A 25,479-nucleotide genomic window follows, 5' to 3' on the forward strand; every position below is an offset into this window, starting at 1 on the left:
GTTTCGCTGCACCCGTCGCCCGATACGCGTCCTTCGTCCGTACGCCGCCCCGCGGCGTACGTCCTGGACTCTGGTCACCCCGACGTCCGAGGAACCGGTCGCTCACCGGGACACCACGGTCGCTGGCGACCCCCACGTCCGAGTCATCCGCGCCCACGCCGCACCAGGCCCGCCGGACCCCCATGTCCGGACGACGGGCCGCAGCGCCCGGCGGTCAGTCCTTCTCGTGCTTGGTGTCGCGCGCGATGAAGGCGTACATCATGTCGCGGGCGCTGATCTCGCCCCGGACGACACGGTCGACGTGCTCGGCCACGGGGGCGTCGACGCCGTGCTTGGCGGCGAGGTCGTAGATCGAGGCGCACGACTTGGCGCCCTCGGCGACCTGGCGGGTGGAGGCGATGATCTCCTCGGTGGTCATCCCCTGGCCCAGCTTCTCGCCGAAGGTGCGGTTGCGGCTCAGCGGCGAGGAGCAGGTGGCGACGAGGTCACCGAGGCCGGCCAGGCCCATCAGCGTCATCGGGTCGGCGCCGAGGCGCTGGGCGAGCCGGGCGGTCTCGGCGAGGCCGCGGGTGATCAGCGAGGCGGTGGTGTTGTCACCGAACCCCAGGCCGACCGCCATGCCGACGCACAGCGCGATGACGTTCTTGTAGGCGCCGCCGAGCTCGCAGCCGAGCACGTCGGTGCTGCGGTAGGGCCGGAACGCCTGGGTGTGGCACAGCTGCTGCACGCGGTGCGCGACGTCCTCGTCGGCGCACGCGACGACGCTGGCGGCGGGCTCGCGCAGCGCGATCTCGCGGGCGAGGTTGGGACCGCTGACGACGCTGATCCGCTCGGGGCCGGCGCCGGTCACCTCGGCGATGACCTCGCTCATCCGCTTGGTCGAGCCGAGCTCGACGCCCTTCATCAGGGAGACGAACACGGCGTCGGGCGGCAGCACGCCGGTCCAGGTGGTGAGGTTCTCGCGCAGCTTCTGCGAGGGCACGGAGAGCACCACGAACTCCGCCTCCCAGGCGGCCTCGCCCGGGTCGGTCGTCGCGCGCACGGTGTCCGGCAGCTCGATGCCGGGGAAGTACTCCCGGTTCTCGTGCTGCTCGTTGATCGAGGCGCACACCTCCTCGCGGCGGGCCCAGATCGTCACCTCGTTGCCCGCGTCGGCCAGCACCCGGCTGAACGCCGTGCCCCACGAACCGGCACCGAACACGGCCACCTTGGTCATCGACGCCCTCGCTTCTTGTGGTGGGGGTTGCCGATCACGCGCGCGCCGGTGGTCGACGGGTCGAAGCGTACGGCGGGTGCGGGCTCGCCCCGCAGGTCGGCCACGAGCACGGTGATCGCGGCCATGATCCGGTCGGTCGCCTCGGCCAGCACCTCGGGGGTCAGCTCGCGCCCGGCCAGGTCCTGCAGGTCGACGGGGTCGCCCACCTTGTAGTGCGTCGTACGCCGGGGCAGCACGTGCGGCCTCGCGGTGTACGCCGGCAGCACCTCCTGCGCGCCCCACTGGCCGATCGGAACCACCGGCGCGCCGGTCGCGAGCGCGATCCGCGCGGCTCCGGTCTTGCCGCGCATCGGCCAGCCGTCCGGGTCGCGGGTGATGGTGCCCTCGGGGTAGACGCCGACGCACTCGCCCCGACGTACGGCCTCCACGGCGGCGTCGTAGGCGCTCACCGCCCGGTCGGTCTGCCGCGCGACGGGGATCTGGCCCGCGTCGCGCACGATGTGCTTGAGCACCGGGGTGCGGAACAGCGCGTCCTTGGCGAGGTAGCGCACCAGCCGGCCGTGCTCGTAGAGGAAGTGGCCCAACGTCATCGGGTCGAGGTGGGAGACGTGGTTGACCACCACGATGCAGCCACCGGTCGCCGGCACCTTCTCGCCGTCGATCCAGTCGCGCTTGGTGGTGAGCACCAGGGTCGGCTTCACGATCGAGACGACCACGGTCCACGCCCAGCCGCGTCGCTCCTGCAGCCTGCGGACCTTCGTCACCCGACGCTCACCTGACCTCCCACCGACGCACCTCGTCGTGCGTCTCGGACACCGTTCTCCTGCCGCCGGGCCCTGCCTGGGCCCGCGCCGGACGCGAGCCTATCGCCGGGCGGCGGTGTCGCCCGGGTCTGCCGCTCTGGGATGATCGGGCGGATGTCCACGTTCGTCCTGCTGGTCCCGGTCAAGACCCTGGCCCGGGCCAAGACCCGGCTCTCGCCCCGGCCGGACCGCGACCTGCTGATGCGGGCCTTCGCCCTCGACGCGCTCGCCGCCGTCCGGAGCAGCGCGTCGGTCGCGCACACCTACGTGGTCACCGACGAGGACGGCTTCGGCGAGGCGATCGGTGACGAGGGCGACGGCGACCTCAACCTGGCGCTGCGCGTCGCCGAGCGCGAGGTGCGGCTGCGTCACCCGGGCCTGGGCGTCGCAGCCCTGCTCGCCGACCTCCCCGCGCTGCGCACCTCCGACCTCGACACGGCGCTCGGCGCCGGGCTGCACGCGCGGTGGTACGTCGCGGACGCCGACGGCACCGGTACGACGCTGCTCGCCGCGGGCCCCGGCACCGACCTCGACCCCCGCTTCGGCGACGGCTCGGCCGCGCGCCACGAGGTGTCCGGCGCGGCGCCCGTGCGTGCGGAGGTCCCCACGCTGCGTCGCGACGTCGACACCGACGTGGACCTGCGGGCCGCCCTCGACCTCGGCGTCGGCGTCCACACCCGCGCCGCCCTGGGCGTCACTCCGGCCGGGTAGCCCCGGGCCGACCGGGTGGTCCCTGACGTTCGCGCCCCTCCCGGGGTGGTTCCAGGGCGACAACGTCAGGGACTACCGCCTCAGCTGCCGGACTTCTTCGCCGCCGACTTCTCGGTGGTCGACTTCTTGGCGGGCGACTTCTTCGCCGTCGACTTCTTCGCCGAGGACTTCTTCGCCGGGGACGAGGCGGCGGAGGACTTCGCGGTCGTCGACTTCTTGGCCGGCGAATTCTTCGCCGTCGACTTCTTCGCCGTCGACTTCTTGGCGGGGGACTTCTTCGCCGAGGACTTCTTGGCGGGAGACTTCTTCGCCGGGGACGAGGCGGCGGAGGACTTCGTGGTCGTCGACTTCTTGGCCGGCGACTTCTTCGTCGTCGACCTCGTCGCGGGCGTGGAGTCGGAGGAGCCGCCACCGGCGGCCCGGCGGGCGACGGCCGCGGCCTGGGCGATGGCGGGCTGGGCGACGGCGGGGGCGGCGGCCTCGACGGCGGCCAGCGTCAGCGCGGGCAGCTTCTTGGCCCCCGACACCACGTCACGCAGCTGCGCTCCGGGCTTGAAGGCGGGCACGGCCTTCTCCGAGGACTGCATCCGCGCGCCGGTGGAGGGGTTGCGCACCCAGCGGGCTCCGCGGACGCGCTTCTCGAACGAGCCGAAGCCGGTGATGGCGACCTTCTCGCCCTTGGCCACCTCACGGGTGATCGTGTCGAGCACGGAGTCGAGGGCGTGGGCCGCCGCCTTGCGGTTGCCCTCGAACCGTGCCGCCAGGGTGTCGATCAGCTGGCTCTTGTTCACGCTGGTCCCCTTCGCGGACGCACCGACGGGGCCTCGTGCCCGGCCGTGCAGAGCACGCTAGGGGGTCGTGACGCGCACCACAACGAGGCGTCCGAGGTGGCGGCTCAGTGCTGGGTGACCGGCTTCCAGGACGGCCGGTGCTGCTCGAACGCGGTGATGTCGTCCGCGTGCGAGAGCGTGATGCCGATGTCGTCGAGGCCCTCGAGCAGCCGCCAGCGGGTGTAGTCGTCGATGTCGAAGGAGTCCTCGATCGCGTCGGGGCCCTCCCCCGCACGCACGGTGCGGGTCTCGAGGTCGACGGTCACCGTCGCACCCGGGTGCTCCGCGAGGTGGTCCCACAGGCGCTGCACGACCTTCTCGTCGACCTGGGCGGCGAGAAGCCCGGCCTTGCCGGAGTTGCCGCGGAAGATGTCGGCGAAGCGGGAGCTGATCACGGCCCGGAAGCCGTAGTTCTGCAGCGCCCACACCGCGTGCTCGCGCGAGGAGCCGGTGCCGAAGTCGGGCCCGGCGACGAGGACCGAGCCCTCGGCGTACTCCGGACGGTTGAGCACGAACTCCGGGTCGTTGCGCCAGGCGGCGAACAGCCCGTCCTCGAAGCCGGTGCGGGTCACCCGCTTGAGGTAGACCGCGGGGATGATCTGGTCGGTGTCGACGTTGCTGCGCCGCAGCGGTACGCCGACCCCGGTGTGGGTGGTGAAGGGGTCCACGGCTCAGGCCTCCTGGGTCTCGACGGGCTCGAGGTCGGCGGGCGAGGACAGCGTGCCGCGGACCGCGGTGGCGGCGGCGACCGGGACGGAGACCAGGTGGGTGCGACCACCCTTGCCCTGGCGGCCCTCGAAGTTGCGGTTGGACGTGGACGCGCTGCGCTCGCCGGGGGCGAGCTGGTCGGGGTTCATGCCCAGGCACATCGAGCAGCCCGCGCCGCGCCACTCCGCACCGGCCTCCTTGAAGATCACGTCGAGGCCCTCGTCCTCGGCCTGCAGCCGCACGCGGGCCGAGCCCGGGACGACGAGCAGACGGGTGTCGGCGTCGACGGTGCGACCGCGCAGGATCCCGGCGGCCAGACGGAGGTCCTCGATGCGACCGTTGGTGCACGAGCCCACGAAGACGGTGTCGACCGCGACCTCGCGCATCGGGGTGCCGGCCTCGAGGGCCATGTAGCGCAGGGCGTTCTCGGCGGCCACGCGGTCGTCGTCGTCCTCGAAGGACGCGGGGTCGGGGACGGCGCCGCCCAGCGGCACGCCCTGGCCGGGGTTGGTGCCCCAGGTGACGAACGGCGTCATGGTCGAGGCGTCGAGGACGATCTCGGCGTCGAACTGGGCGTCGTCGTCGGTGCGCAGGCTCGTCCAGTGCTCCACCGCGGCGTCCCAGTCGGCGCCCTTCGGCGCCTCGGTCCGGCCCTCGATGTAGTCGAAGGTGGTCTGGTCGGGGGCGATCAGGCCGGCCTTCGCGCCCCACTCGATGCTCATGTTGCACACGGTCATCCGGCCCTCCATGGAGAGCTCCTCGATGGCCTGACCGCGGTACTCCACGATGTAGCCCTGGCCGCCGCCGGTGCCGGTGTGGGTGATCAGCGTGAGCACGAGGTCCTTGGCGGTGACGCCCTCGGGCAGCGAGCCGTTCACGGTGACGGCCATCGTCCGGGGCCGGGTCTGCATCAGCGTCTGGGTCGCGAGCACGTGCTCGACCTCGGAGGTGCCGATGCCGAAGGCGATCGCACCGAAGGCGCCGTGCGTGGAGGTGTGGCTGTCGCCGCACACGATCGTCATGCCCGGCTGGGTCAGGCCCAGCTGCGGGCCGATGATGTGGACGATCCCCTGCTCCTTGTCGCCGAGCCGGTGCAGGCGCACCCCGAACTCCTCGGCGTTGGCCCGCAGGGTGTCGACCTGGGTGCGGGAGACGGGGTCGGCGATCGGCTTGTCCCAGTCGACCGTGGGCACGTTGTGGTCCTCGGTGGCCAGGGTCAGTTCGGGCCGACGTACGCCGCGACCGGCGAGCCGCAGGCCCTCGAAGGCCTGCGGGCTGGTCACCTCGTGGATGAGGTGGAGGTCGATGAACAACAGGTCCGGCTCGCCGTCGGCACTGCGGACGACGTGCTCGTCCCACACCTTCTCGGACAACGTGCGTGGCGGTGTGCCGCCAACCTCGGTATTCCCGGCTGCTGTGGCCATGACCTCTTCCGACCCCTCTCGTTTCACATGCTGAACGCCTGCGGACCCTCGCCGGCGTCCTGGATCCAACTGAACGACAAGTCCGGCGCCGCCGCGAAATCCCGCGGCTTTGCATCCCAACATCTGAGACGGCAGTATTACATCATGGACAACTCCAGCGGAGTGGGCGTGCTCGACAAGGCCGCCCTCGTGCTCACGGCCCTCGAGTCCGGCCCGGCGACCCTCGCCGGTCTCGTGGCCGGGACCGGTCTGGCGCGCCCCACGGCCCACCGCCTGGCGGTCGCGCTCGAGCACCACCGGCTCGTGGCACGGGACATGCAGGGACGGTTCGTCCTGGGGCCCCGGCTCTCCGAGCTCTCGGCCGCCGCGGGCGAGGACCGCCTGCTCGCCACCGCCGGCCCCGTGCTGGCGCGACTGCGCGACATCACCGGCGAGTCCGCCCAGCTGTGGCGCCGTCAGGGCGACCACCGCGTGTGCGTCGCCGCCGCCGAGCGCCCCAGCGGGCTGCGCGACACCATCCCCGTCGGGTCGCAGCTGACGATGCGCGCCGGGTCGGCCGCGCAGGTCCTGCTCGCGTGGGAGGACCCCGAGCGGATGCACCGCGGGCTGCAGCACGCGGCGTACTCCGCCACCGCCCTGGCCGGCATCCGCCGCCGCGGCTGGGCCCAGTCGATCGGCGAGCGCGAGCAGGGCGTGGCCTCGGTCTCGGCCCCGGTGCGCTCCCCCAGCGGCAAGATCATCGCAGCCGTGTCGGTCTCGGGCCCCCTCGAGCGGCTCTCGCGCCAGCCCGGGCGGATGCACGCCCCGGCGGTGCTCGCCGCGGCCGAGCGGCTCTCGGAGTCGCTGCGCCGCTCCTCCTCCGACTAGTCACAGGGTCGGCGCACGGCGCGGGCTCACCCCTTCGGGGCCGGTGAACTGTAGTGTCCTGATGGTCTTTTCCCGGTCGTCCGCCCTCACCTTGGAGGCCCCGATGCCGCTCCCCGACGTGCGCGGGCGCGGGTCGGGTGCGGCCGTGGACGACGACGGTCTCCTCGTGCCCGACGTCGAGGGCTCGGTGGTGGTGCGGTTCGAGGACCAGTTCGTGTGGTCGTTCACGCCCCGCCGCGACGGCGACGTCGTGGGCGGCGCCCGCCGCGTCGCCTGGCCGGTCGTCCTCGGGGAGAGGCTGCGCGGCACCACCCGGGTGCGGGTCACCGACGCCGCCGGCACCGTGCTGCACCTCGACGAGGTGGTCCGCTTCGGCGGGGTCGCCGAGCCGCTGCGGCTGGTCGACCGCCACGGCCACCCGCTGGCCGTGGACCGGGCCCACCACCTCACCCGCGTCTTCTCCGAGACCTCCGACGACGGGCGCCGCCAGGTCGCCCTCGGTGCGGCGCGGGCGCTGGCCGACCTGCGGGACCACCTCGGCGTCGACGCCCACCTCAGCTACGGCTGCCTGCTCGGCGCGGTGCGCGACGGCCGGATGATCGGCCACGACTCCGACGCCGACCTGGCCTACTACAGCCACCACGCGCACCCCGTCGACGTGGTGCGCGAGTCCTTCGCGATGGAGCGGGGCCTGCGCCGGCTCGGCTGGAAGGTCGTGCGGATGTCGGGCGCCGACCTCAAGCTGTTCCTCCGGCTCGACGACGGTCGTGTCGTCCAGATCGACGTGTTCGGCGCCTTCCACGCGAACGGCGTGTACTACCAGCTCGGCGGCCGCAGCGGCGCCCTGCCCGCCGAGGCGCTGACCCCGGCCTCCACGGTGGTGCTGGAGAGCGTCGAGCTGGCCGCGCCGGCCGATCCCGAGCGCGTGCTGGCCTTCCTGTACGGCGACTCCTGGCGGGTGCCCGACCCGGCCTTCGTCCCCCTCGACCCGGCCGCCGGCATCTGGCGCCTCGACGGCTGGCTGCGCGGCCCCCGCGACGGGGTGGCGGAGTGGAACGAGCTCTACCGCTCCCGCGGCCCCGACCTGCCCAAGGGCGGCAGCGACTTCGCCCGGTGGGCCGCCGAGCGGGTGCCCGCCGGGGCCGTCGTCGTCGACGTCGGGTCCGGCACCGGCCGCGACGCCGCCTTCTTCCGCCGCCGCGGACACCGCGTGACGGCCCTCGACTACGCCGGCGCCGCGCTGACCCACTCGCGGCGGCGGATCGCCCGGGCGGGCGCGGCCGCGCCCGACGTACGCGTGCTGAGCCTGAACGACGCCCGCACCGCGCTCGTCGCCGGCGCCGAGCTGGCGCGCGAGGAGTCCCCGCCCTGGCTCTGCGCCCGGGGGCTGCTGGGGTGCCTGGACCTGGAGGCCCGCACCCACCTGTGGCGGGTGTGCTCGATGGCGCTGCGTCGCGGCGGCGCGCTGCTGCTCGAGCAGGCCGCCACCCGCGCCGACCTGCCCCCCGACCGGCTCGGCGGCATGGTCTCGCGCGTCTCCACCGACGCGCTCCGGGCCGAGGTGGAGGCCGCCGGCGGGCGCGTCACCCACGAGGAGCACGTCGCCGGGCACGACGTCCTCGGCGCGGACGACCCCTGGGTGTCCCGGCTCGAGGTCCGCTGGGACCACCTCCGCCCGACCCGCCCGCCCCGTCCTGTCACCGCCACCCCCGAGGAGACCCCGTGAGCCGCTTCAGCGACGCGGTGCGCAGCCGTCGTACGACGATCCGCGCGACCGCCGGAGGACGTCTGGTGCTCGACGGGGCACCGCCCGTGCGGCGCGGCCGGATCGCCGCCCTGCTCTCGTTGCCCGAACGCCTGCGCGAGGTCGAGGCCGCGGTGCACGAGAACCGCCGGCTGCAGCGCCGCGTGGCCGAGCTGACCGACGTGGTGGCCGAGCTCCTGGTGCCGCTCGCGGACCGCGACGAGGAGAAGGTGCGCGAGCTGCTGCAGCGCTACCGCGACGAGTCCTTCCCGCCCTAGCCGGTCGTGGACGGACCCTCGACCGGCGACCCACCCTCGGGCAGGTCGGAGTCGCGGTGCGGCGGGGGGCCGACCTCGAACAGGCCGGGGCGCTCGAGGTCGAGCAGCAGCTGCTTGCGCTCCAGCCCGCCGGCGTAGCCGGTCAGCCGGCCGTCGGCCCCGACGACGCGGTGGCAGGGCACCACGACGGGGATCGGGTTGCGGCCGTTGGCCAGCCCGACCGCCCGGGAGGCGGCGTGGGTCATGCCCAGGCGGCGGGCCACCTCGCCGTAGGACGTGGTGGTGCCGTAGCCGATCTGAGCGAGCTCGGCCCACACCCGCTGCTGGAACGGCGTGCCGCCGGGGTCGAGCGGGAGGTCGAACTCGCGCAGGTCGCCGGCGAAGTACGCCGCGAGCTGCTCGGCCGTGCGCCGCAGCACCGGCAGGTCGTCGTCGCGCTCGCCCACGGCCTCGACCTCGGCCGGCGGCCAGGGGCTGAACCCGATGGCCCGCAGCGCCTCGCCGCGGGCGACCAGGCGGAGCGGCCCGATCGGCGAGCCGACCTCGGTCCAGGCGCTGCTCGCGTCGCCGCGGGCCGGCTCGGCGGCCGCCTCGTCGGCCGCCCCGTCGGGGGCGGTGGCCAGGGTGTCGTGGGTGCTCACGGGTGCCTCCTCGTGGTGTCGCGGCGCTGCTCGCGCTCGCGGAGCTGGTCGAGCACGACCGACCACAGCCGCAGCAGCGCGTAGGAACGCCACGGTCGCCAGTCGTCGCTGCGCCGGGTGACGTCGTCGATCCCGAGCGCGGTGGCGGCGTTGCGCACGCCGATGTCGGTGGGCAGGTAGACGTCGGGGTCGCCGAGGGCGCGCATGGCGACGTAGTCGGCCGTCCAGGGGCCGATGCCGCGCAGGCCGGTCATCGCCGCCCGGGTCTCGGCGCGGTCCACGCTGCGGTCGAGCACGACCGTGCCGTCGGCCAGGGCGCCGGCCAGCGTGGTCAGCGCCCGGGCGCGGGCACGCGGCATCCGGAGCACCTCGGGGTCCTCCGGGTCGAGCGCGGCCAGCGTCTCCGGCGACGGGAACAGCCGGGTCACCTCGTGCGGGCCCTCGAGGCCCAGCGGGTCGCCCCAGCGCTCGACGAGGCGGGCGGCGGCGGTACGGGCCGAGGCCAGGCTCACCTGCTGCCCCAGGACGGTCTGCACGGCCACCTCGGCGCCGTCGAGCTGGCCGGGGACCCGCAGGCCCGGACGCGCACCCACCAGGGGCGCCAGCAGCTCGTCCTCGGCGAGCGCGGCGTCGACCGCGAGGGGGTCGGCGTCGGCGTCCAGCAGCCGCCGGGCGCGCTCGGTGGCCGGCGCCAGGTCGCGGGTGTCGGCCAGCGTCAGGGTGCACGGCACCACGCCCGGCGTACGGCCACTGAGGTCGACCCGGACCACGCCCGGGCCGTGCGGCAGCCGCAGCGAGCGCTCGTACCAGTCCTCGCCCACCGCCTCCAGGCCCGGCACGGCGTGCACGGCGAGGAACCAGTGCAGGTCGGCCGCCGCGAACGGCTCGCGCACCGCGACCCGGGTGTGCAGCGTGCCCGGCACCAGGCTGGGGCGGTGCCCGGAGGCGGCGGCGCGCAGCTGGGTGGGCGAGGCGGCGTACACCTCGCGGACGGTGTCGTTGAACTGCCGCACGCTGGTGAAGCCGGCGGCGAAGGCCACGTCGGCGAAGCGGAGGTCGGTGGTCTCGATCAGCACCCGGGCGGTCTGCGCGCGGCGCGACCGGGCCAGCGCGAGCGGCCCGGCGCCGTACTCCCCGGTGACGACGCGGTGCAGCTGACGCACCGAGTAGCCCAGCCGGGAGGCCAGCCCCTCGACGCCCTCGCGCTCCACGACCCCGTCGGCGACCAGGCGCATGGCGCGGCCGGCGGCGTCGGCCACGACGTCCCAGCGGGGCGACCCCGGGGTGGCGTCGGGCAGGCACCGCCGGCACGCCCGGAAGCCGGCGTCCTGGGCCCCCGCCGCCGTCGGGAAGAAGGTGACGTTGTGCCGGCGCGGGGTGATCGCGGGGCAGGAGGGGCGGCAGTAGATGCCGGTGGTGCGGACCGCGGTGTAGAACATGCCGTCGAAGCGGCGGTCGCGCCCCTGCACGGCGCGGTAGCGCGCCTCCCACTCGGTGTCGGTGCCGGTCATGGCACCAGTGTGCCTGCCGACCCGACCCGGTCCTCGCGGGAATCGGACGCGCACGCACGAGCCCGGCAAGCACAGCAGCCCGGCCTCTGCGAGACCGGGCTGCTGGGTGGTACCCCCGACGGGATTCGAACCCGCGCTACCGCCTTGAGAGGGCGGCGTGCTAGGCCACTACACAACGGGGGCCTGAGCCAGCGGAACTGTATCGGCTGGTTGAACCAGCCACCAAATCCGTGACATCGCTGGGGTACTAGGACTCGAACCTAGACTAACTGGACCAGAACCAGTCGGGCTGCCAATTACCCCATACCCCATGGGATCGGTCCGCCTGTCAGGCCCGGAGGCTGTGGGGCGAACCGAGGGTCAAAGATACACATCCGGCTCCGGCGCCACCAATCGGGGGCGCCCTCAGACGGTGTGAGGTACGCCGCCCCGCTCCACCTGGGGCGGGCTGCTGGTCCGCTCGAGGCCCATCCGCCGCGCCACGACCAGCACCAGCACGAGGTAGAGGCCGTTCTGCACGACGGTCACGGGCAGCTGCCACCACGAGGCCTCGGAGACCGTCAGGGTCCCGGAGAGCTGGTCGAAGGCGATCGCGAAGCCGAACGCGACCAGGTTGTTGACCACGTGCAGCGCGATGCCGGCCTCGAGGCCGCCGAGCAGGATCACGGTGGTCCCGGCGATCATGCCGAAGGCGAACCGGTCGAAGAACAGCGGGAAGTTCTGCGCGCCGTGGGCGAAGGCGAACAGCACCGAGGTGGCGACCAGGGCCACCCAGGGATTGCCGAGGAGCGAGCCGAAGGCCTGCATCAGGTAGCCCCGGAAGGCGTACTCCTCCCCGATGGCCTGCAGCGGCGTCGTCAGCAGGATCACGACGGTGGTGGCGAGCAGCTGCCCCGTCGGGAACGCCGCCTGCCCGCTGACGGTGTCCTGCGGCCCGGCGGGCAGCAGCAGGCTGATCGCCGTGGAGACGACCAGGGCGACCACCGACAGGCCCGCACAGGCCCACAGGAAGCGCCAGCGGATGCCCGGCCGCACCGAGGCCAGCCACCTCGGCCGCATGCCGTGGACGACCCGCACGATGAGCATCGCCAGGACGGTCAGCGACGCGAGCGCGAGGTTGAGGTAGAGCATCGAGCTGGGCGTGACCGAGGTCAGCGACGCCGCGGCCTCGACCCGGTCGCCGTAGGAGCCCTCCCCGCCCTCGAGGGCGACCCCGATGAACAGGATCGGGATCAGCACGAGCGGGAAGACGATCAGGCCGCCCACGACCATGGTGAGGATGCCGACCACCGGGCGCCACCAGGCATAGCTCCAGGTGCGGAGCATGAGGGGGTAGGAGCGGGGCTCGGGGTGCGGGTGGCTCGGGCGTGGGGCCCACCCGGGCGGCGGACCCTGCTGCGTCCCCTGGGGCGGACCCTGGGGCGGACCCTGCGGCGGGGGGTAGCCGGGCGGCCCGGCGTACGGCGGGGGCGGGTAGCCCGCGCTCACGAGGCGGGCGCCTCGGGACGGGGCGCCCCGGCCAGCCGGGCCAGCGACGCCTCCCGCCCGAGCAGCTCGAGGGACTCGAAGAGCGGCGGCGACACCCGACGCCCGGTCACGGCCACCCGCACCGGCCCGAAGGCGACGCGGGGCTTCAGGCCGAGCCCGTCGATCAGCGCCGCGCGCAGCGCCTCCTCGATGGCCGGGGTGGTCCAGTCGTCGAGGGCCGCCAGCGCGTCGTGGGATGCCTCGACGATGCGGCCGCCGTCGCCCGAGAGGAGCTTGGCCACGTCGGCCTCGTCGTAGACCGGCTCGTCCAGGAACAGGAAGGCCAGCATGTCGGCTCCCTCCCCCAGCGTCCCGACGCGCTCGTGGACCAGCACGCTCCCCTCGGTGAGCTTCAGCTGCTCCTCGGGCGTCGGCGGGTCGGCGACGAGGTCGGCCTCGACCAGGAACGGCAGCAGCCGCTCCTCGAGCTCCTGCACGCTCAGCAGCCGCATGTGGGCGGCGTTGATCGCCTCGAGCTTCTTGAGGTCGAAGCGGGCCGGGTTGGGGTTGACCCGGCGGATGTCGAAGGCCTCGGCCATCTCGGCCATCGTGAACACGTCGCGGTCCTCGGCGATGCCCCAGCCGAGCAGCGCGAGGTAGTTGAGCAGGCCGGCCGGCAGGAAGCCGCGCTCGACGTACTCCGCGAGGCCCGAGCCGGCGTCGCGCTTGGAGAGCCGCTTGTTGCCCTCCCCCATCACGATCGGCAGGTGGCCGAAGCGCGGGGCGCCGGTGCCGATCCCGATCGCCTCGAGGGCCTCGTAGAGCGCGACCTGGCGCGGGGTGCTGGAGAGCAGGTCCTCGCCGCGGAGCACGTGGGTGATGCCCATGAGGGCGTCGTCGACCGGGTTGACCAGCGTGTAGAGCGGGTCGCCGTTGGCGCGCACGATCGCGAAGTCGGGCACGTGCTCGGGCAGGAAGGTGACCTCGCCGCGGACCAGGTCGTCGAAGACGATGGGACGGTCGGGCATCCGCACGCGGACGACGTGGCTGCGACCCTCGGCCTCGAGGGCGGCGCGGTGCTGGTCGGTGAGCGCGCGGCAGTGGCCGTCGTAGCCCTGGACCTTGGAGCCCGAGGCCTTGCGGCGCGCCTCGACCTCCTCGTTGGTGCAGTAGCAGTCGTACGCCGCTCCCGACTCCCGCAGCCGCGCGACGACGTCGCGGTAGGTGTCGAACCGCTCGGACTGCAGGTAGGGGCCGGACGGCCCGCCGACGCCCGGGCCCTCGTCGTAGTCGATGCCGAGCCAGGCCAGGGCGTCCATCACCGAGGCGTAGCCCTCGGGGGTGTTGCGGGCGAGGTCGGTGTCCTCGATGCGCAGCACGAGGGTGCCGCCGTGGTGACGGGCGAAGGCCCAGTTGAACAGCGCCGAGCGGACGTTGCCGACGTGGAGGTTGCCGGTCGGGCTCGGGGGGAACCGCACCCGGACCTGCTCGGGGGCGAGGTCACCCAGGACGGAGTCGGTGCTCATCGGCGTACCACCTTGTTGGTCAGGCTGCCGATGCCCTGGACGACGACCTCGACCTCGTCACCGGCCTCCATCGGACCGACACCCTCGGGGGTGCCGGTGAGGATCACGTCGCCGGGCAGCAGCGTCATCACGCTGGTGACGTGGGCGATCAGCGTCGGGACGTCGAAGATGAGGTCGCTGGTGCGGCCGTCCTGCTTCACGTCGCCGTTGAGGAAGGTCTGCACCCGCAGGTCGCTGACGTCGAGCTCGGTCTCGACCCACGGGCCGAGCGGGCAGAAGGAGTCGAACCCCTTGGCCCGGGTGAACTGGCCGTCCTTGCGCTGCAGGTCGCGCGCGGTGACGTCGTTGCCGATGGTGAAGCCGTGGACCACGTCGGCCCACTTCTCCTTCGGCACGTCGCGGCAGATCCGGCTGATCACGACGGCGAGCTCGCCCTCGTAGTGCAGCTCCTCGGTCTGGCGGGGGTAGAACACCGGGTCGCCCGGGCCCACCACCGAGGTGTTGGGCTTGAGGAACATCAACGGCTCCTCGGGCAGGTCGTGGCCCAGCTCGGCGGCGTGGGCGGCGTAGTTGCGACCGATGCCCACCACCTTGCTGCGCGGCAGCACCGGCGACAGCAGCCGGGCGTCGGCGAGGCGGACCTGCTCGTCGGTCGGCTGCAGGCCGACGTAGAGCGGGTCACCCACCAGCGCGGTGATCAGGGAGTCCTCGTCGGGGATCCCGTGGTCGTCGACGTCTCCGGTGACGAGCCCGAAGCGGGGGTCGTCCCCGGTGGTGAACCTGGCGATACGCACCACGTGAGCCTACCGAGCGCCGACGGGGCCGGAGGAACTACCGTCGTCGCCTGTGGAGATCCTCGCCCGCGACGCCTGGCAGGCGCGTGCCCGCGCGCACGCCGAGCGCGTCGACGTCTGGGTGCAGCCCCACCTCGAGCGCCGCCGCAGCGGCGAGAAGCACCCCGTCCACGACTTCCTGTTCACCTACTACTCCCAGCGCCCCGCCGCGCTCCGCCGCTGGCACCCGGGCTGGGGGGTGGTGCTGCTGGACGCGCCGGAGTTCGACGGTGCGCGGGGATACTCCGAGACGTTCGGCACCCCCACGTCCCCTTCCGACGGTGCCGAACGTCTCGGACTATCCGTCGGCCGCGACCACCTCGCCAAGCAGCGGCCGGTGGTGGAGGCGATCCACCGGCTGCTGGTGGCCACCCAGGGGCGGCCGGCGACGCTCGGGTGCTTCGGGCTGCACGAGTGGGCGATGGTGCACCGGCTGCCCGACGACGGCACCCGGCACGACCTGCCCCTGCGGCTCGGCGGCGCCGGCACCGACGCGGTCGTCGAGGGGCACCGGATCGCCTGCTCGCACTTCGACGCGTTCCGCTTCTTCACCGACACCGCCCGGCCGCTGAACACCCTCTCGCCGGGCCGCGACGACCGGGCGGCGTACGAGCAGCCGGGGTGCCTGCACGCGGGGATGGACCTCTACAAGCACGCCTTCCGCCTCAGCCCGCTCGTGCCCAGCGAGCTGGTGGCCGACTGCTTCGCGCTGGCGTGGGACATCCGCGAGCTCGACATGCGCGCCTCGCCGTACGACCTGGCCGGGCACGGCTACACCCCGGTGCGGATCGAGACCGTCGAGGGCAAGCAGGAGTACGCCGCGGCGCAGCGCGGGTTCGCCGAGCGCGGCGCCCCGCTGCGGGCGGCGCTCGTCACGTGGTGCGAGCGGCTGCTCGCCGCCGCCGAGCACCCCGTGGCAGAGCCGGCCGGACCGGTTCCGACCGGCTCCTGGCCCGGGCGCACGAGCGGTCCCGCGGGCTCCGACGTGGTCGGTCGCCCTGCGCGGTCCGTCGGGACCGGCACCTCCTGAGCGAACCCGAGGTCGACGACGCGCTGCGGGTCCTCGGGCCGGCCGCGGCTGCCGCCGCAGCGGCGGCAGCGTCCCGGTGCGGCCGCGCCGGTGTGGTCCACTGGCCCCCGCCATGACCGCCCGCCCGGAAGGCCCCCGGTGAGCCACTCGCACGTCCACGACCCCGCCGACCTGGCCGAGGTGGCCGTCCGGCCCGCCGCGCGTGTCGCCCTGCTGGTCTCATTGGCCGTCGCGGGCCTCGCCACCGTGCTGGGGCTGGTGCTGCTCTGGCCGTCGGGCGACCCCCAGGTGGAGGACCCGAGCGCGGCGTTCGCGGCCCCCGGTGTGACCTTCCACAAGGCCGACGTGACCGCGGTCGCCCCGGCCTGCGAGAGCGCGGAGGCCAGCGCGCAGGGCGGCGAGGACGGCCAGCGCTGCGGCGCGGTCCGCGCGACCGTGCTCTCGGGCAGCCGCGAGGGCGAGCGGATCTCGATCCAGGTGCCGCCCGAGGTCAGCAGCTCGGGGCTGCGCGCCGGTGACCGCATCGAGGTGATGCAGCTGCCCGACAGCGGCGCCGAGCCGACCGGCACCGAGCAGCAGTTCTCCTTCTTCAGCGTCGACCGCAACGCACCGGTGGGCTGGCTCGCGCTCGCCTTCGTGCTCGCGGTCGCCGCCGTCGCCCGGCTGCGCGGCGTCCTGGCGCTGGTGGGCCTGGGCTTCGGTGCCTTCGTGCTGGTGCGGTTCATGCTGCCCGCGCTGCTCGAGGGGTCCGACGGCCTGCTCGTGGCGGTGGTCGGCTCCTCCGCGATCATGTACGTCGTCCTCTACCTCGCCCACGGCCTGTCGATCCGCACCAGCGCGGCGCTGGCCGGCACCCTGCTCGGCGTCGCCGTCACCGCCCTGATCGGCGTGCTGGCCATCGACCGGACCCGGCTCAGCGGGGTCAGCGACGAGACCGGGTCGCTGCTCTCGACCTTCGTCACCGACCTGGACTTCCAGGGCCTCCTGACCTGCGCGGTGATCGTCGCCGGCCTCGGCGTCCTCAACGACGTCACCATCACCCAGGCGTCCTCGGTCTGGGAGCTGCGCGGCGTCGCCCCCGAGCTCGGCCGGGCCGAGCTGTTCTCGCGCGCCATGCGGATCGGCCGCGACCACATCGCCTCGACCATCTACACCGTCGTGTTCGCCTACTCCGGCGCGGCGCTGTCGGTGCTGCTGCTCCTCTACTTCTACGAGCGTCCCGCCCTCTCGCTGGTCTCGACCGAGGAGATCGCCGAGGAGATCGTCCGCACCCTCGCCTCGGGCATCGGCCTCGTCCTCGCCGTCCCGATCACCACCGCCATCGCCGCCCTGACCGTCGAGGGACCGCGGGTCCGGGTCGGTGCGGGCGCCACGTCCCACCGCGCGGGGTAGCGGCTCGTCGAGCGGTGGGGCTGCGGGCGGTGGACCGCGCCGTGCGCACGGACGTCCCGGGCGCCCGGCCACACCGATCCCGCCGCCCGACGCCCCTCACCACCCGGGCGGCACCCGGTCGCGCCAGGCGCGCCCCTCCTCGGCGTACGACGCCTCGACCTGGGCGGCGACGGACAGCAGGAGCGCCTCCTCGCCGGGGCGGGCGGCGAGCATCGTGCCGACAGGGAGGCCCTCGGGGGTGTGGTGGGTGGGCAGCGAGACCGCGGGGCTGCCGGTGAGGTTCCACAGCGAGGTGTACGGCGTGAACTGCTTCTGCGCCTCGAAGTCGGCCGCGGGGTCGGCGTCGTCGCGGATCGCGCCGACCGGGAGCGGCGGGGAGGCGAGCGTCGGCGTCAGCACGAGGTCGTACGCCGCGAGCCGGGTCAGCGCCCCGGCGGCGAGCCGTCGCAGCTCGCCGATCGCCAGCCCGAACGCCACCCCGGAGACCTCCTCGGCGCGGTCGGCCAGCCACCGGGTCAGCGGCCGGATGACCGCGCGCTGCTCCGGTGACAGGCCGACGACCGACTGCGCGGTCAGCACCGACCAGCAGGTCTCGAACACGGGCACGGCCTCGTGGGGCAGCGGTGAGGGCACGTCGACGACCTCGTGACCCAGCGCCTCCAGCCGGGCGCTCAGCTCCTCCCACGCCGCGACGCACCCGGGGTCCACGGCCACGTCGGCGATGACCGGATCGACGAAGCGCGCCACCCGCAGTCGGCCCGGCTCCCGGTCGCACGCGGCGAGGAACGGCGTGGCCGGCGGGGGCGCCCACGACGGGTCGCCGACGGCCCGGCCGGCGAGCACGTCGAGGAGCGCCGCCGCGTCGCGCACGGTGCGGGCGAGGGTGCCGCTGGTCGAGAGCCCGACCGGGTCGCCGTACGTCGGGGCGGCGCTGATCCGGCCCCGGCTGGGCTTGAGCCCGACCAGGCCGCAACAGCTGGCCGGGATCCGGATCGACCCGCCGCCGTCGGATCCCTGCGCGACCGGCACCAGGCCGGCGGCGACGGCGGCCGCCGCTCCCCCGCTGGAGCCCCCGGCCATCCGGGTGGGGTCCCACGGCGTGACGGCCGGCGGCCGACCCTCGGGCTCGGTGTAGCAGGGCGAGCCGAACTCGGGCGTCGCGGTCTTGCCCAGCACCGGCATCCCGGCCACCCCGATCCGTCGCACGACCTCGTCGTCGACGTCGGGCACGAACCCGGCGTACGCCGCGGAGCCGAGCTCGGTGGTCACGCCGGCGGTGAGGTTGAGGTCCTTGACCGCGGTCGGCACCCCGGCGAGCGGACCGTCCCCGTCGGTCGACGCGGCCCGCGCCCGGTCGGCGGTGACGGTGACGAAGGCGCCGTACGGCTCGGTCTCGATGCGTCGCAGGTAGTGCTCGACGAGCTCGGCGCTGGTGGTCTCCCCCGCCCGGATCGCGGCTCCCTGCTCGAGGGCGGTCAGGTCGTGCAGCTCGGCCATGGCCCGACGCTAGCCCGATCGCCGGGCGGTCGTGTGGCTCAGGAGAGCTGCGGCAGCTTGGTCAGCGCCTCGGCGACGGCCGACTGGAGGGCGTCGTCCTCCCAGGAGGTGTCCTCGATGGTGCCGGCGAGGTAGGAGGCGTAGGCCGGGAGGTCGAGGTGGCCGTGGCCGCACAGGGCGGTGAGGATGACCTTCTCCTCGCCGGTCTCCTTGCAGCGCAGCGCCTCCTCGATCGCGGCGGCGAGCGCGTGGGTCGGTTCGGGCGCCGGGACGATGCCCTCGGTGCGGGCGAAGAGCACACCGGCGGCGAAGCACTCCGACTGGGGCTTGGCCACCGCGCCGATCTCGCCGGTCTCGTAGAGGTGGCTGATCAGCGGGCTCATGCCGTGGTAGCGCAGCCCACCGGAGTGGATCGGGTCGGGCACGAAGTCGTGGCCCAGCGTGTGCATCTTCATCAGGGGCGTCATGCCCGCGGTGTCGCCGAAGTCGTAGGCGTAGGTGCCCTGGGTCAGGGTCGGGCAGGCGGTGGGCTCGACGGCGCGCACCTCGGGCGACATCCGCCCGGCCCACTTCTCGCGCAGGAACGGGAACATCAGCCCGCCGAAGTTGGAGCCGCCGCCGGTGCAGCCCACCAGCAGGTCGGGGGTCTCCCCCACCTTGGCCAGCTGGAGCAGCGCCTCCTCCCCGATGATCGTCTGGTGCAGCAGCACGTGGTTGAGCACGCTGCCGAGGGCGTAGTTGACCGTCGGGTCCTGCGCGGCGACCTCGACCGCCTCGCTGATCGCGATGCCGAGGGAGCCGGTGGAGTCGGGGTGCTCGGCGAGGATCGCCCGGCCGGCCTCGGTCAGCTCCGAGGGGCTGGGGTGCACGGTGCCGCCGAAGGTCTCGATCATCATCCGGCGGTAGGGCTTCTGGTCGTACGACGCCCGCACCTGCCAGATCTCGCACTCCATGTCGTACTGCGCGCACGCGAACGCCAGCGACGTGCCCCACTGGCCCGCACCGGTCTCGGTGGTGAGCTTCGAGATGCCCGCCTGCTTGTTGTAGAACGCCTGCGGCACGGCGGTGTTGGGCTTGTGGGAGCCGGCGGGCGAGACGCCCTCGTACTTGTAGTAGATCCGCGCCGGGGTGCCGAGCGCCTTCTCGAGGCGGTGCGCCCGGAACAGCGGGCTGGGCCGCCACAGCCGGTAGACGTCGAGCACCTCCTCGGGGATGTCGAGGTACTGCTCGGTGGAGACCTCCTGCTCGATCAGCGCCATCGGGAACAGCGGCGTGAGGTCGTCGGGGCCGATCGGCTGGCCGGTGCCGGGGTGCAGCGGCGGCGGCGGGGGCGTGGGCAGGTCGTGGAGCACGTTGTACCAGCGGGTGGGCATCTCGCCCTCGTCCAGCAGGATCTTGTGCTGCTTCACGTCCGTCATCGCGTGGCCTCTCGGGGTCGCCGGGCCGCTCGCCCGGGGTGGTGCGCGTGAATCTAGCGGGAGGCACCCACGGCGGCAGCCGGGTCAGGCGTCGTGGCGGCGCAGCCCGAAGGTCAGGCCGTCGATGAGCGCGTGCCAGGACGCCTCGATGACGTTGGGCCCCACCCCGACGGTGACCCACGAACCCTGGCCGTCGGTGGTCTCGATGAGCACCCGGGTGATCGCGTCGGTGCCGTGGCCCTGGTCGAGGATCCGGACCTTGTAGTCGATCAGCTCGAACTTCACGATCTCGGGGTAGAGCTGGCTGATCGCCTGCCGCAGCGCCGAGTCCAGCGCGTTGACCGGGCCGTTGCCCTCGCCGGTCACCACGATCCGGGCGCCCCCGGCCCGCAGCTTGACCGTCGCCTCGGACAGCGCGTCGGCGGCGACCCGGGTCTCGGTGATGACGCGCCACGACTCCACCTCGACGTACGACGGCCGCGTCCCCTCGACCTCCTCGAGGAGCAGCAGCTCGAACGACGCGTCGGCCGCCTCGAAGGTCCAGCCGCGCGACTCCAGCTCCTTGACCCGCCCGGTGACCCGCTGCACCAGCTCGGGGCCGAGCTCGAAGCCGAGCTCGCGCCCCTTCAGCTCGATCGAGGCCCGTCCGGCCATGTCGGAGACCAGGAGCCTCATGTCGTTGCCGACGCCCGCGGGGTCCATGTGCTGGTAGAGGTCGGGGTCGACCTTGATGGCGCTGGCGTGCAGGCCGGCCTTGTGCGCGAAGGCCGAGGTGCCGACGTAGGGCTGGCGCGAGGCGGGCGGCACGTTGGTGACCTCGGCGACGGCGTGCGCGACCCGGGTGGCCTCGGCGAGCAGGCCGGGGGGCAGCACCTGCCGGTCGAGCTTGAGCTCGAGGTTGGCCACGACCGTGACGAGGTCGGCGTTGCCGGTGCGCTCGCCGTAGCCGTTGAGCGTGCCCTGCACGTGGGTGGCGCCGGCGTCGACGGCGGCCAGGGTGTTGGCGACGGCGCAGCCGGTGTCGTTGTGGCAGTGGATGCCGACGCGGACGCCGGTGGTCTCCACGACGTCGTGCACCACGTCGCCGACCCAGCCCGGCAGCATGCCGCCGTTGGTGTCGCACAGCGCGGCGACCTCGGCGCCGGCCTCGAAGGCGGTGCGCAGCACCTCGAGGGCGTAGTCGCGGTTGTCGCGGTAGCCGTCGAAGAAGTGCTCGGCGTCCAGGAAGACGCGCTGTCCCTCCGCCCGCAGGTGGGACACGGTGTCGCGCACCATCGCGAGGTTCTCGGCCAGCGTGGTGCGCAGGGCCAGCTCGACGTGGCGGTCGTGCGACTTGGCCACGAGCGTCACCACGCCGGCGCCGGAGTCGCGCAGCGCGGCCACGAGCGGGTCGTCGGCGGCGGCCAGGCCCGCGCGCCGGGTCGCACCGAAGGCCGCCAGCCGGGCGTGCTCGAGGTGGAGCTCCGCGCGGGCCCGCCGGAAGAACTCCGTGTCACGGGGGTTGGCCCCCGGCCACCCGCCCTCGATGAACCCGACCCCGAGCCCGTCGATGTGCCGCGCGACCGCGAGCTTGTCGGCGACCGAGAGGGTCAGGCCCTCCTGCTGGGCACCGTCGCGCAGCGTCGTGTCGTAGACGTGGAACAGGTCACCGGTGGGGGTCATGGACCAGGTCCTTCGGGGTGCGGGAGTGTGCGGGGGACGTGCCGGGGCAAAGAAAAAGACCCCCCGTGAGGACGAGAGGTCGGCGCGACGGCCAGGTGAGCGGGGCCGTCGCGCTAGGCGATGATGCGGGTGCGGTGCTGCATGGCGGCGAGTCTGCCACGGATGTCCGGCGCTCGGAACGCCCGACCGGCATCCGGTCCGGCGTACGACGCGTCAGGGCGCGGCGGGCGCGACCGGGGCCACCGCGACGGCACCCGCGGAGACGATCCCGCCCGTGAGCGTGCGGGCCAGCCCGTAGCGGTTGACCAGCCCGACGGTCACGCAGTCGCTGTCGAGCCCGGACGGCTCGACCCAGGCGCCTGCGGACACCGGCGCGAACTCGCGCACGACGTCGACCGGCTGCTGGGCGCAGTCGCCGGTCCACAGCCGGAGCTCGACGAGCGACCCGGCCGGCACCGACGTCGGCGGCCGCCAGGTGACCGCGAGGCCGCCGGCCCGGACCGAGATGTCGACCCCGCCGAGGCTCCCGGGCAGCGGGTCGATGAGGCACCAGCCCCGCGGGGCAACCCGCGGGGAGCCGCCGTAGAGCCGCACCAGGCGGGAGGCCAGCGGTGCGTCGATGGTCCGGCAGCCGTAGGCGCCGGGGTGCTCCGCGGCGACCACGCCGCACCCGGCGACGTCGAGCACGGGGGCCATCAGCGAGCAGGCCGTGGTGGTGTGGTCCAGGCCGAGCACGTGGCCGAGCTCGTGGGCGAGGACGTTCATCACCTCGACGCGGGTGTGGGCGCTGGTGGCATCGGCCACGCGGTACGCCGAGCTGAGCTCGACGAACGCGCCGCGGGTGCGTCCCACCGTGGCCAGGCCGGCCGCCCCGCCGGTGTCGCCGTAGGACACGGTCACCTGGGCGACCCGGCGGCTGGTCGTGCGGACGAGCGTGATCCGCGAGCCGGAGGCGTTCCACGTGGCGATGGCGGTGCGCAGGCTCCAGTCCCACCGGGCCGGCAGGGTCTCGCGGACGTAGAGCCGCGACCCGCGCCACGCGATGGCCGCCCGGGCGGTGCCGGAGGTGCGCGCGTGGACCGCGTCGTCACCGAGGTGCAGGGCGTCCGCGCCGTCGGCGTCGTCGCGGCCCGGGGTGGCGGCCGGGGTGACGGCCGGGGCGACGGCCGGGGTCACCGCGGGGCTCGTCGCGGCGGACGCCGGGGCGAGCGGGGCCAGCAGGCCCGCCAGCACCGCGAGCACGACGGCGCTCAGCAGGGCGGCCGGCGCTACCGACGTACGACGGGGACTCATGTCCGTATCGTGGCGTGCTGGCCGGGATAGGTGAACTGCCCGGATTCTGCGCACTAGACCGGTTCTGCGGACTCAGCCGAACCGGTGGCGGAACGCCCCGGGAACCGCTGCGCGACCCGTGTCGGGGCGCGCGGGCCCGTCCGGGTCCGTTCGGGTCGGTCCGTGCCGAGGACGGCTAGCGCCAGGGAGCACCGACGCCGGGGGCCCAGTTGGGGCCGCCGGAGAACAGCAGGCCGAGCACGACCGCAGCGCCGAGCAGCGCCATCACGCCGACGAACCAGCCGACGAACTCCGTCCGCGCGGTGCGGGTGACCGTCGCCCGGGTGGTCTCGCGCAGCCGCTGCGACCCCGGACCCCACCACAACGTCGGCACGAAGCCGACGCCGGCGAGGACCAGGCAGGTGCTGAGCGGCTGCTGGAGCAGGTAGCCGACCGAGAACGCGGCCAGGGCCACGACGGCGGCGACCACCACTCCGGACACGGCGCCGACCAGGGCCACGGCGGCGTACCCCGGGGAGGCGACGACCGAGGCGGGCACGTCCCACCAGCGCTCGCGGCCGCGCAGCCGGCGGCGGCGCTCGTGGCGCTGGCGGGTGACCGACGCGGTGCGCAGCACCAGCACGACCAGTCCGACCAGGGCGGTGCCGAGGTAGGGCGCGTAGGCCACGACCGACCCGGCGAGCGCCCCGAGCCCGACGAGCTGGAGCAGCCGCTGCGGCCGGCTCGCCTCGCGCGGCGTCGGCGCCAGCCACGGCGGCGGACCGGCGGGCAGCGGGGTGGCGCGGGTCGGGTCGGTCTGCGGGACCGAGGTCGTGGGCGCGGAGGTCGTGGGCGGGGAGGTCGTGGGCGGGGAGGTCGGGGTGGGGCGGGCCGGGGCGAGCACCTGGGTGGCCGCCTCGGGCCGCGCGGCCGGCGGCTCCTGGTAGGGGGTCGCCTCGCGGTAGGCGGGGATCTCGGTGGTCGCCGGGTCGGCGTACGACGCGGCGACGGGAGCAGCGGCGTGACCGGCGGCGGGCGCGCCGGTGGGGGTGGCCTCGGGAGCCGGGTCGGGCGCGGCAGCGGCCGCGGTACCGGCCGCCGCGAACGGCATCGTCCACTGCTCCGGCGCCGGGGCCGGGCGGCTCCCGGTCCGGGCGGCGCGCGGCTCCTGGCCGGCCTGCAGCTGACCGACCCGGTCGCGGATCTCGCGCAGCGTCGGGCGCTCGTGGGGCTCCGTCGCCAGGCACGCCGTCAGCAGCCCCGCCACCGGCTCGGGCACCCCGGTCAGGTCGTGCTCGCCGCGGCGGACCCGGTCCATCACGCCCATCCACGGTCCCCCGCCGTACGGCGATCGGCCGGTCGCGGCGAAGACCAGGGTCGCCGCGAGGGCGTGGACGTCGGACGCGGCGGACGCGTCCTCGCCGTAGAGCACCTCGGGGGCGAGGTAGCCGGGCGTGCCCAGCAGCCACCCGGTGCGGGTCAGCCGCGGGTCGTCGGAGACCCGTGCCAGCCCGAAGTCGATGAGGACCGGCGAGCGTCCCTCCATCAGCACGTTGGTCGGCTTGACGTCGCGGTGCAGCACCCCGACGTCGTGGACCGCCTGCAGCGCCTCGGCCAGGCACGCGGTGGCGTGGAGCAGGTCGCGGCCCTGGACCGGACCCTCCTCGTCGACGTGGTGGTAGAGCGAGAGGCCGGGGACGTAGCGCGTCACGACGTAGGGCATCGGGCCGTCGGGGTCGGCGTCGATGATCTCGGCGATGCGCGGGCTGCGGATCCGGCGCAGCGAGCTGACCTCGAGCGCGAGCCGCTCGCGGGCCTCGCGGTCGCCGATGACGTGGGGACGCAGCACCTTCAGCGCCACCCGGCTGCCGTCGGGGGCCATCGCGAGGTGGACCACGCCCATGCCGCCCTCGCCGAGCTGGGCGAGCAGCCGGTAGGGACCGACGTGCTCCTCCGGTTCGTCCCGGCGTGCGCTGCTGGTCACCGGCACACGGTAGCCCGCGGCCCGGCGCCGGCCCCGTCGTCGGCGCCGGTGTCGTGACCTGCGCGACACCCGCGGCGACGCTCGACGTAGGCTCGGTCCTCATGACCACCGACGAGGGCACGACCGAGACTCCCGCCGAGGCCTCGGTCGGGAACCCGACCGGCACCGCCCGGCACCGCACCGCCCGCGTCAGCATCGACGTGTTGGCCGAGCCCGAGCGGATCTGGACCGCGCTGGTGCGCCCGATGAGCCTGGCCACCTGGCTGGGTCGCGTCGTGGAGGGCAACCCCGGCCCCGGCCCCGGCTTCGCGCTGGAGCACTCGCGCGGCCAGCGCTCGCGCCACACCGTGCGCCGCTGGGAGCGGCCCCGCCGCTTGGCGCTGACCTGGGACTTCCCCGACGAGCCGCGCAGCACCGTCGGCTTCGACCTCGAGGTGCTCCCCGAGGGCACCCGCGTCACGGTGGTTCACGAGGACCTCGACGACCCGGCGTCGTACGCCGCGGGTTGGCACCGCCACCTGCAGTACCTCGCCGCCCACGTCGACGGCGACGCGCTGCCGTGGGACGAGTTCTGGGACGGCTACGACGAGCTGCGGGCGGCGTACGCCGCGACGGCGTAGCGCCCCCTGCCCCCGGACACCTCCGGGGCCGACCCCGCGGTCACC

At 74.4% G+C, this 25,479-nt stretch carries 22 protein-coding genes and 2 tRNA genes; 7 read left to right on the top strand and 17 right to left on the bottom strand.

Annotated elements, in window-relative coordinates; genetic code table 11:
* Positions 1-214: 214 nt before the first annotated feature.
* Together EDD33_RS15140 and EDD33_RS15145 are read right to left on the bottom strand one after the other, a co-directional pair.
* Positions 215-1,216 (bottom strand): NAD(P)H-dependent glycerol-3-phosphate dehydrogenase, encoded by a 1,002-nt coding sequence (locus EDD33_RS15140; RefSeq protein ID WP_123391811.1) that lies wholly within the window; start codon positions 1,214-1,216, stop codon positions 215-217.
* Positions 1,213-1,980, bottom strand: coding sequence for a lysophospholipid acyltransferase family protein (locus EDD33_RS15145; RefSeq protein ID WP_211332562.1), 768 nt, complete (start codon positions 1,978-1,980; stop codon positions 1,213-1,215). The genes EDD33_RS15140 and EDD33_RS15145 overlap by 4 nt, the downstream gene beginning before the upstream one ends.
* Before the next feature lie 153 nt (positions 1,981-2,133).
* On the opposite strand from EDD33_RS15145, the gene cofC reads away from it, so the two are divergent.
* Positions 2,134-2,730 carry a 2-phospho-L-lactate guanylyltransferase gene (gene cofC, locus EDD33_RS15150; protein WP_123391812.1) on the top strand — a complete coding sequence of 199 codons (597 nt, stop codon included), beginning with the start codon at positions 2,134-2,136 and terminating at the stop codon, positions 2,728-2,730.
* 80 nt (positions 2,731-2,810) lie between these two features.
* On the opposite strand, the gene EDD33_RS15155 is transcribed toward cofC, so the two are convergent.
* The 3 genes from EDD33_RS15155 to leuC form a co-directional block, all read right to left on the bottom strand.
* Positions 2,811-3,521: an HU family DNA-binding protein gene (locus EDD33_RS15155; RefSeq protein ID WP_123391813.1), complete on the bottom strand. Its 711-nt coding sequence runs from the start codon at positions 3,519-3,521 to the stop codon at positions 2,811-2,813.
* Positions 3,522-3,625: 104 nt separating this feature from the next.
* Positions 3,626-4,228, bottom strand: a complete 603-nt coding sequence (gene leuD, locus EDD33_RS15160; protein ID WP_123391814.1) for a 3-isopropylmalate dehydratase small subunit — start codon at positions 4,226-4,228, stop codon at positions 3,626-3,628.
* Between the two features lie 3 nt (positions 4,229-4,231).
* The gene (leuC, locus tag EDD33_RS15165) at positions 4,232-5,692 is read right to left on the bottom strand and encodes a 3-isopropylmalate dehydratase large subunit (RefSeq protein WP_123391816.1); all 1,461 of its coding nucleotides are present in this window, start codon (positions 5,690-5,692) and stop codon (positions 4,232-4,234) included.
* 144 nt (positions 5,693-5,836) lie between these two features.
* On the opposite strand from leuC, the gene EDD33_RS15170 reads away from it, so the two are divergent.
* From EDD33_RS15170 to EDD33_RS15180, 3 genes are all read left to right on the top strand, one after another.
* Positions 5,837-6,559: an IclR family transcriptional regulator gene (locus EDD33_RS15170; protein WP_123391817.1), complete on the top strand. Its 723-nt coding sequence runs from the start codon at positions 5,837-5,839 to the stop codon at positions 6,557-6,559.
* A gap of 103 nt (positions 6,560-6,662) precedes the next feature.
* Complete coding sequence (locus EDD33_RS15175; RefSeq protein ID WP_123391818.1) at positions 6,663-8,285, top strand: methyltransferase domain-containing protein; 1,623 nt, start codon at positions 6,663-6,665, stop codon at positions 8,283-8,285.
* On the top strand, positions 8,282-8,581 hold the full coding sequence (locus EDD33_RS15180) for a DUF6752 domain-containing protein (protein WP_123391819.1): 300 nt from the start codon (positions 8,282-8,284) through the stop codon (positions 8,579-8,581). Before EDD33_RS15175 ends, EDD33_RS15180 begins: the two co-directional genes overlap by 4 nt.
* Here the strand turns inward: EDD33_RS15180 and EDD33_RS15185 are convergent.
* The 7 genes from EDD33_RS15185 to EDD33_RS15215 form a co-directional block, all read right to left on the bottom strand.
* Positions 8,578-9,222 (bottom strand): methylated-DNA--[protein]-cysteine S-methyltransferase, encoded by a 645-nt coding sequence (locus EDD33_RS15185; RefSeq protein ID WP_342773626.1) that lies wholly within the window; start codon positions 9,220-9,222, stop codon positions 8,578-8,580. The two genes, EDD33_RS15180 and EDD33_RS15185, sit on opposite strands and share 4 nt — an antisense overlap.
* On the bottom strand, positions 9,219-10,733 hold the full coding sequence (locus tag EDD33_RS15190) for an AlkA N-terminal domain-containing protein (RefSeq protein WP_123391820.1): 1,515 nt from the start codon (positions 10,731-10,733) through the stop codon (positions 9,219-9,221). Before EDD33_RS15190 ends, EDD33_RS15185 begins: the two co-directional genes overlap by 4 nt.
* Before the next feature lie 107 nt (positions 10,734-10,840).
* Positions 10,841-10,916, bottom strand: a tRNA-Glu gene (locus tag EDD33_RS15195).
* Between the two features lie 56 nt (positions 10,917-10,972).
* Positions 10,973-11,044, bottom strand: a tRNA-Gln gene (locus tag EDD33_RS15200).
* Between the two features lie 94 nt (positions 11,045-11,138).
* Positions 11,139-12,221 (bottom strand): CPBP family intramembrane glutamic endopeptidase, encoded by a 1,083-nt coding sequence (locus EDD33_RS15205; RefSeq protein ID WP_148077110.1) that lies wholly within the window; start codon positions 12,219-12,221, stop codon positions 11,139-11,141.
* Positions 12,218-13,726 carry a glutamate--tRNA ligase gene (gene gltX / locus EDD33_RS15210; RefSeq protein ID WP_123391822.1) on the bottom strand — a complete coding sequence of 503 codons (1,509 nt, stop codon included), beginning with the start codon at positions 13,724-13,726 and terminating at the stop codon, positions 12,218-12,220. The genes EDD33_RS15205 and gltX overlap by 4 nt, the downstream gene beginning before the upstream one ends.
* The gene (locus EDD33_RS15215; protein WP_123393512.1) at positions 13,723-14,520 is read right to left on the bottom strand and encodes a fumarylacetoacetate hydrolase family protein; all 798 of its coding nucleotides are present in this window, start codon (positions 14,518-14,520) and stop codon (positions 13,723-13,725) included. Before EDD33_RS15215 ends, gltX begins: the two co-directional genes overlap by 4 nt.
* A 52-nt stretch (positions 14,521-14,572) precedes the next feature.
* Here EDD33_RS15215 and EDD33_RS15220 point away from each other — a divergent pair, with 52 nt between their 5' ends.
* Entirely contained in the window at positions 14,573-15,589 is a 1,017-nt protein-coding gene (locus EDD33_RS15220; protein ID WP_246003543.1) for a 3-methyladenine DNA glycosylase, read from the top strand.
* A gap of 138 nt (positions 15,590-15,727) precedes the next feature.
* Positions 15,728-16,981, top strand: coding sequence for a YibE/F family protein (locus tag EDD33_RS15225; RefSeq protein WP_246003544.1), 1,254 nt, complete (start codon positions 15,728-15,730; stop codon positions 16,979-16,981).
* Between the two features lie 96 nt (positions 16,982-17,077).
* Here the strand turns inward: EDD33_RS15225 and EDD33_RS15230 are convergent, their stop codons facing one another.
* From EDD33_RS15230 to EDD33_RS15250, 5 genes are all read right to left on the bottom strand, one after another.
* Positions 17,078-18,478, bottom strand: a complete 1,401-nt coding sequence (locus EDD33_RS15230) for an amidase (RefSeq protein WP_123391824.1) — start codon at positions 18,476-18,478, stop codon at positions 17,078-17,080.
* Between the two features lie 38 nt (positions 18,479-18,516).
* Positions 18,517-19,896 carry a TrpB-like pyridoxal phosphate-dependent enzyme gene (locus EDD33_RS15235; protein WP_123391825.1) on the bottom strand — a complete coding sequence of 460 codons (1,380 nt, stop codon included), beginning with the start codon at positions 19,894-19,896 and terminating at the stop codon, positions 18,517-18,519.
* 84 nt (positions 19,897-19,980) lie between these two features.
* The gene (cimA, locus tag EDD33_RS15240) at positions 19,981-21,558 is read right to left on the bottom strand and encodes a citramalate synthase (RefSeq protein WP_123391827.1); all 1,578 of its coding nucleotides are present in this window, start codon (positions 21,556-21,558) and stop codon (positions 19,981-19,983) included.
* Between the two features lie 213 nt (positions 21,559-21,771).
* Positions 21,772-22,851, bottom strand: coding sequence for a matrixin family metalloprotease (locus tag EDD33_RS15245; RefSeq protein ID WP_148077111.1), 1,080 nt, complete (start codon positions 22,849-22,851; stop codon positions 21,772-21,774).
* 175 nt (positions 22,852-23,026) lie between these two features.
* Positions 23,027-24,814, bottom strand: coding sequence for a serine/threonine-protein kinase (locus EDD33_RS15250; RefSeq protein WP_148077112.1), 1,788 nt, complete (start codon positions 24,812-24,814; stop codon positions 23,027-23,029).
* A gap of 101 nt (positions 24,815-24,915) precedes the next feature.
* Between EDD33_RS15250 and EDD33_RS15255 the strand changes: the two genes are divergently transcribed.
* Positions 24,916-25,434: an SRPBCC domain-containing protein gene (locus tag EDD33_RS15255; RefSeq protein ID WP_123391832.1), complete on the top strand. Its 519-nt coding sequence runs from the start codon at positions 24,916-24,918 to the stop codon at positions 25,432-25,434.
* Positions 25,435-25,479 lie beyond the last annotated feature (45 nt).

The sequence above is a fragment of the Nocardioides aurantiacus genome, from assembly GCF_003752505.1.
GTDB lineage: Bacteria > Actinomycetota > Actinomycetes > Propionibacteriales > Nocardioidaceae > Marmoricola > Marmoricola aurantiacus.